The sequence below is a fragment of the Holdemania filiformis DSM 12042 genome, assembly GCF_000157995.1.
Taxonomy (GTDB): Bacteria; Bacillota_I; Bacilli_A; order Erysipelotrichales; family Erysipelotrichaceae; genus Holdemania; species Holdemania filiformis.
In genome coordinates this window covers 295,278-299,310 of sequence record NZ_GG657561.1, presented here as the reverse complement: position 1 = coordinate 299,310, position 4,033 = coordinate 295,278, and the positions used below count along the sequence as shown (strand labels likewise).

Below are 4,033 nucleotides of genomic sequence, written 5' to 3'. Positions count from 1 at the left end.
GGCAGCCAGCGCAGGGGAAGCGTAGCGTCCCCTGTATGATTTGGAGCAGACCTTGACTGCGGAAAATCACAGCCCTCCGGCGAGGAGCCTTCGGAGAACGCAATACACCAACCTCTGGGTGGTGTATAATTGCGCCCTTAGTAAACTAAGGGGTTTCCGGCTTCTCCCGTTCCAGCAGTTTTTTCAATAGTTCCTGCGTGTCCTGCCTGTGAAAAATGAGTTTCAACAACAGCATGACATCATCATCTGTCAGGCGTTCCGGCTCTTGCAGAAAACTTTCCAGCATACCGCCACGAGTACAGAGCCGGTGCGTCCGTTCCTTTCGGGTAAGCTGCTTTAACTGGTGCTGCAATGCCTTTTCATCATTGATGGCTTTCCGCAGTTTCTTTTCGCTTTTCTCCAACTCCCGATTGAGTTTTTCCAGCTTTGAGGTATCAGGCAAGGGCAGCGTCCTCCTTTCCCGGTATCAGCACATAAATCCTATTTGGTTCTCCAACGCCCTGACGCACCCGCATGATAAGTCCGGCGTTTTCCAGTTCATTCAAAGAACGCTTGACCGTCATAGAGCTGCGGGACAGGACTGCGGCAATGGCTGTGACAGGGAAGCAGACAAACAGGATTCCGTTCTCGTCCTCCTGCCCTTTGGATAGCATAGCGTCCAACATCCGGCAGTACATGACCTTTGCGGTGCTGCTGACTGGAAATCCTGTCAACGCTCTGGGAAAGGGCATACAGGGCGGCAATGGTGTGTCTATCGTCATAAATTCAAAATTCATTCGGTGTGTTCCTCCTTTTTCCTTGCTCGTTTGGATAAATAACGGGGGCAGTCAACCACAACCGCCCGGAAGCTCTGCCTGCACCCATGCTGGCATTTCCGGCATAATTCGTTGTAAGTGACACGCCCCCGGTCATTGAGGTAAAAGGAAAGCTCATGCTTCCTCTTTTTGCTCATTCTCGGCATATTGCGCTTCCTCCCGTTTTCGTGTATAGTTTCGGGGCGATTTTCGGCAAAATTACAGCCATATAGCCGCTTAAAATCTCCCGAAGTATCAGCGATAGGGTAGACTATCCCCCTATCAGATTGTCGTGTTTCGGTATCATTTCGGTGTCAGTTCGCCAGTTCTCCCCGGTGTCGTTCCTCCCCTGAATCTCACAGCGGCGTATCGCTCCCTTTGGTATGCTCGTTTTGGTCAGGGTTCCTCCATATCCCTGCCAAAAGTCATGGCACTACATCGCCGGGGAAGCATATCCCACACAGGCTGGTCATTCGATTGGAATAATCCATCGATGAACTACCTGTATCATAGAACATTTTTGTGCCCTGTGCCGTATGTCCACAAAGTAGGAATTCGGGGAAAAATCAGAAATTTCCACGATTGCGGAATTGATATGGTATAATCAATTCAACGGTTATAAATGTCGTCAGAAGGGGGAACTGCTTCAATGAACGGAGCTACTACAATACAGGAACGGCTAAAAGATTTACGATTAAACAAAGGATTAAAACTGGAAGAACTGGCAGAGCAAACGGGTATTTCAAAATCGGCTCTTGGCAGTTATGAAAAAGATGACTATAAGGAAATCAATCATGGCAACCTTATCCTGCTGGCAGATTTTTATGGGGTGTCCCTCGATTATCTCTTTTGCCGGACAGAGAACCGGGCGGAGATCAACACGCCATTAAGGGAGCTGCATTTGAGTGATGAGATGGTAGCACTTCTGAAAAGCGGTCGGATTAACAACCGTCTGCTGTGCGAACTTGCCACCCATAAGGACTTTATCAAGTTTCTTGCGGACATTGAGATTTATGTGGATGGGATTGCCACCATGCAGATTCAAAACCTCAACGCCCTTGTCGATACCGTCCGGCATGAAATCATTGAACGGTATCGCCCCGGCGAAGATGACCCGCATTTGAAGGTACTGCAAGCCGCCCATATCAGTGATGATGAGTATTTCAGTCACATGGTTCTGGATGACCTCAACCTCATTATCCGGGATATTCGAGAAGCCCATAAAAAGGACAGTGAGAGTGCGCCCCAGACCACCGTTGCCGATGAACTGAAAGAAAATCTGGAAGCGGTCGAAAATTTCAAGGGCAGCCGGGATGAAAAGCTCGTTGTACTTTACTGCAAACAGCTCGGCATCAACTATAAAAATCTGTCAGATGAAGAATTTCGCTGGCTGATTCGGATTCTCAAAAAATCAAAGAAAATGGGAACGCCTATCAGCCAAAGGAAAAAACGGTAAAGAAAAACCGCTGTTGCATGGTTTGTTGGCTTCCATGTAGCAGCGGTTTTTGCTGGGATTATTCAGTTGAATTTTTAGAACGACAAACTGGAAGTTGTCAAAGAGAATTGTTCCAGTATTCCACAGTATTGCCATTCACATCATAGAATGTAATGGTTCCCGCATTTATAGGCAAAACAATCGCAAAAGGTTTATTGCTGTCAATGTCAAGCACTTGAATTGTGTTGCCGTCATCTATTTCAAGCTGTGTTACCTGTTGCTGATTCATAGAAATAAATGCTCGCTCATTATATCCTTCTACAGTGTACTCGGCAATTCCTCTTTGAACCCCCGAAAGTTTTCCACCCCCACGGAAAAAGTATCCAAAGGAAAGACCAGGGCGGTTGACATAGACGGAAAAAGAATGGTCACTCAAATCCTGAGGGTAAGAAATATATGCAGCCATCGTGCTGGAAACGCTTCCATCGACCGTCCAATCATCCTTAATCTTCTGCGACGAACGAATATCTGTCTCCAGCTTAGATGAAGTCACGCCGATCTCATTGTTCGTATAAAGAAAACAAACAAATAAAATACAAACAAGAACAACCCCTATCACAATTTTAAGAAATATTTTTTTCATGCTATCAAAACTCCTTGTCAACTACCGATTTTCTTAATTCGACAAACCGGTATTTAACTGTCTTTGCTAAAAAACCCTATAACAGCCATAATAAATCCTACAGGTATTAAAAGAAAAGACGCCCACACAATACCAATGTATATCAGCTCTAAACCTGCAAGAATCATTATTGCAATACCTAAGAGCATTAAACTGTTACCAAACATAATTTTTTTCATAATGCTTTTCCTCCACAACTTCAAATTGTCGCTCGTCTACCTATCCAACTTAAACGGCACAACATTTCCAACAACGCGTCCAACAAAATATACAATCACGCTCCTTTGCAAATCCCGATTTGTCATAATCATTCTATCATACCGTTATGAATAAATCATCTCTTGCAAAATAATTTCTTCTGCCCGGTTGTGAATGTTATTGCAACGCCGCACCCATTCCATTTCTTGGGTTCGTTTCAATTCCTCGGTCACGCCCTCGGCATCTTTCATCTGCTCCATGATGGTGTCTAACCGTTCCTGTGCCTGTTCGTTCAGGTCTGCAAGGTATGTCCATAACTCCCCGGTCAAGGTCAATGTGTTCAATCTGACTGGGTGGACTTCCCTTAAATATTCCCTGTGCATCCGTCCGTACTTTCCAATAGGGCGGTGTTCCTTCGGCAGCTTCAAATCCGGGATATAGTAATCTCCGACAAGGATATAATCAATTCCGTTTTCCGTTATTCTTGGTTTCAGTTCGCTCATGTTCCTTACCTCCTGTGGAAGTAGGCTCGTCTGGTACTAACTCAATCACATCGGTAATCTCACAATTCAGCGTTTCGCAGATACGGGCTAATGTGTCCATGCTGATGTGCTTTCCCTCTTTACTCATGTTGGCAATCATATTCGTTGTCATACCAGCGGCAAGCCTTAAATCTTCTTTTCGCATATCACGCTCTAACAGTGTGTGCCAGAGTGGTTTATAGCTGATGTGCATATTGTTTTCCTGCCTTTCTACCCATACCACCGGGGCGGCTGCCCCGGCAGGAGCTTTTCTCTTATTATAACACCAATCTTGTGAAATCACAATTTATTCTTGTAGCCTGCCGCTGATACCGTCTGGATTGTGCTTTTCCTTTCTTTTTGTTCCCTTTAATTAGCCATCAACTGCTTGATTCCTTGGCTC

At 45.4% G+C, this 4,033-nt stretch carries 8 protein-coding genes; 1 reads left to right on the top strand and 7 read right to left on the bottom strand.

Annotated elements, in window-relative coordinates; all coding sequences use genetic code 11:
- Window positions 1–145 precede the first annotated feature (145 nt).
- From HOLDEFILI_RS14090 to HOLDEFILI_RS14080, 3 genes are read right to left on the bottom strand one after another with little or no spacing between them, the layout of a single operon-like run.
- The gene (locus HOLDEFILI_RS14090; RefSeq protein WP_002594808.1) at window positions 146–442 is read right to left on the bottom strand and encodes a DUF3847 domain-containing protein; all 297 of its coding nucleotides are present in this window, start codon (window positions 440–442) and stop codon (window positions 146–148) included.
- Window positions 435–776 carry a DeoR family transcriptional regulator gene (locus HOLDEFILI_RS14085; protein WP_006060472.1) on the bottom strand — a complete coding sequence of 114 codons (342 nt, stop codon included), beginning with the start codon at window positions 774–776 and terminating at the stop codon, window positions 435–437. The genes HOLDEFILI_RS14090 and HOLDEFILI_RS14085 overlap by 8 nt, the downstream gene beginning before the upstream one ends.
- Entirely contained in the window at window positions 773–961 is a 189-nt protein-coding gene (locus HOLDEFILI_RS14080; RefSeq protein ID WP_006060471.1) for a hypothetical protein, read from the bottom strand. The genes HOLDEFILI_RS14085 and HOLDEFILI_RS14080 overlap by 4 nt, the downstream gene beginning before the upstream one ends.
- 482 nt (window positions 962–1,443) lie before the next feature.
- Between HOLDEFILI_RS14080 and HOLDEFILI_RS14075 the strand changes: the two genes are divergently transcribed.
- Window positions 1,444–2,250 carry a helix-turn-helix transcriptional regulator gene (locus HOLDEFILI_RS14075; RefSeq protein ID WP_006060470.1) on the top strand — a complete coding sequence of 269 codons (807 nt, stop codon included), beginning with the start codon at window positions 1,444–1,446 and terminating at the stop codon, window positions 2,248–2,250.
- 97 nt (window positions 2,251–2,347) lie between these two features.
- Here HOLDEFILI_RS14075 and HOLDEFILI_RS14070 read toward each other — a convergent pair whose 3' ends face one another.
- From HOLDEFILI_RS14070 to HOLDEFILI_RS14060, 4 genes are all read right to left on the bottom strand, one after another.
- Complete coding sequence (locus HOLDEFILI_RS14070) at window positions 2,348–2,872, bottom strand: hypothetical protein (protein ID WP_006060469.1); 525 nt, start codon at window positions 2,870–2,872, stop codon at window positions 2,348–2,350.
- Window positions 2,873–2,925: 53 nt separating this feature from the next.
- On the bottom strand, window positions 2,926–3,090 hold the full coding sequence (locus tag HOLDEFILI_RS19905) for a hypothetical protein (protein WP_006060468.1): 165 nt from the start codon (window positions 3,088–3,090) through the stop codon (window positions 2,926–2,928).
- Window positions 3,091–3,234: 144 nt separating this feature from the next.
- Entirely contained in the window at window positions 3,235–3,612 is a 378-nt protein-coding gene (locus HOLDEFILI_RS14065; RefSeq protein ID WP_003020283.1) for a TnpV protein, read from the bottom strand.
- Window positions 3,572–3,934 carry a helix-turn-helix domain-containing protein gene (locus tag HOLDEFILI_RS14060; RefSeq protein WP_006060467.1) on the bottom strand — a complete coding sequence of 121 codons (363 nt, stop codon included), beginning with the start codon at window positions 3,932–3,934 and terminating at the stop codon, window positions 3,572–3,574. The genes HOLDEFILI_RS14065 and HOLDEFILI_RS14060 overlap by 41 nt, the downstream gene beginning before the upstream one ends.
- Between the last annotated feature and the right edge of the window lie 99 nt (window positions 3,935–4,033).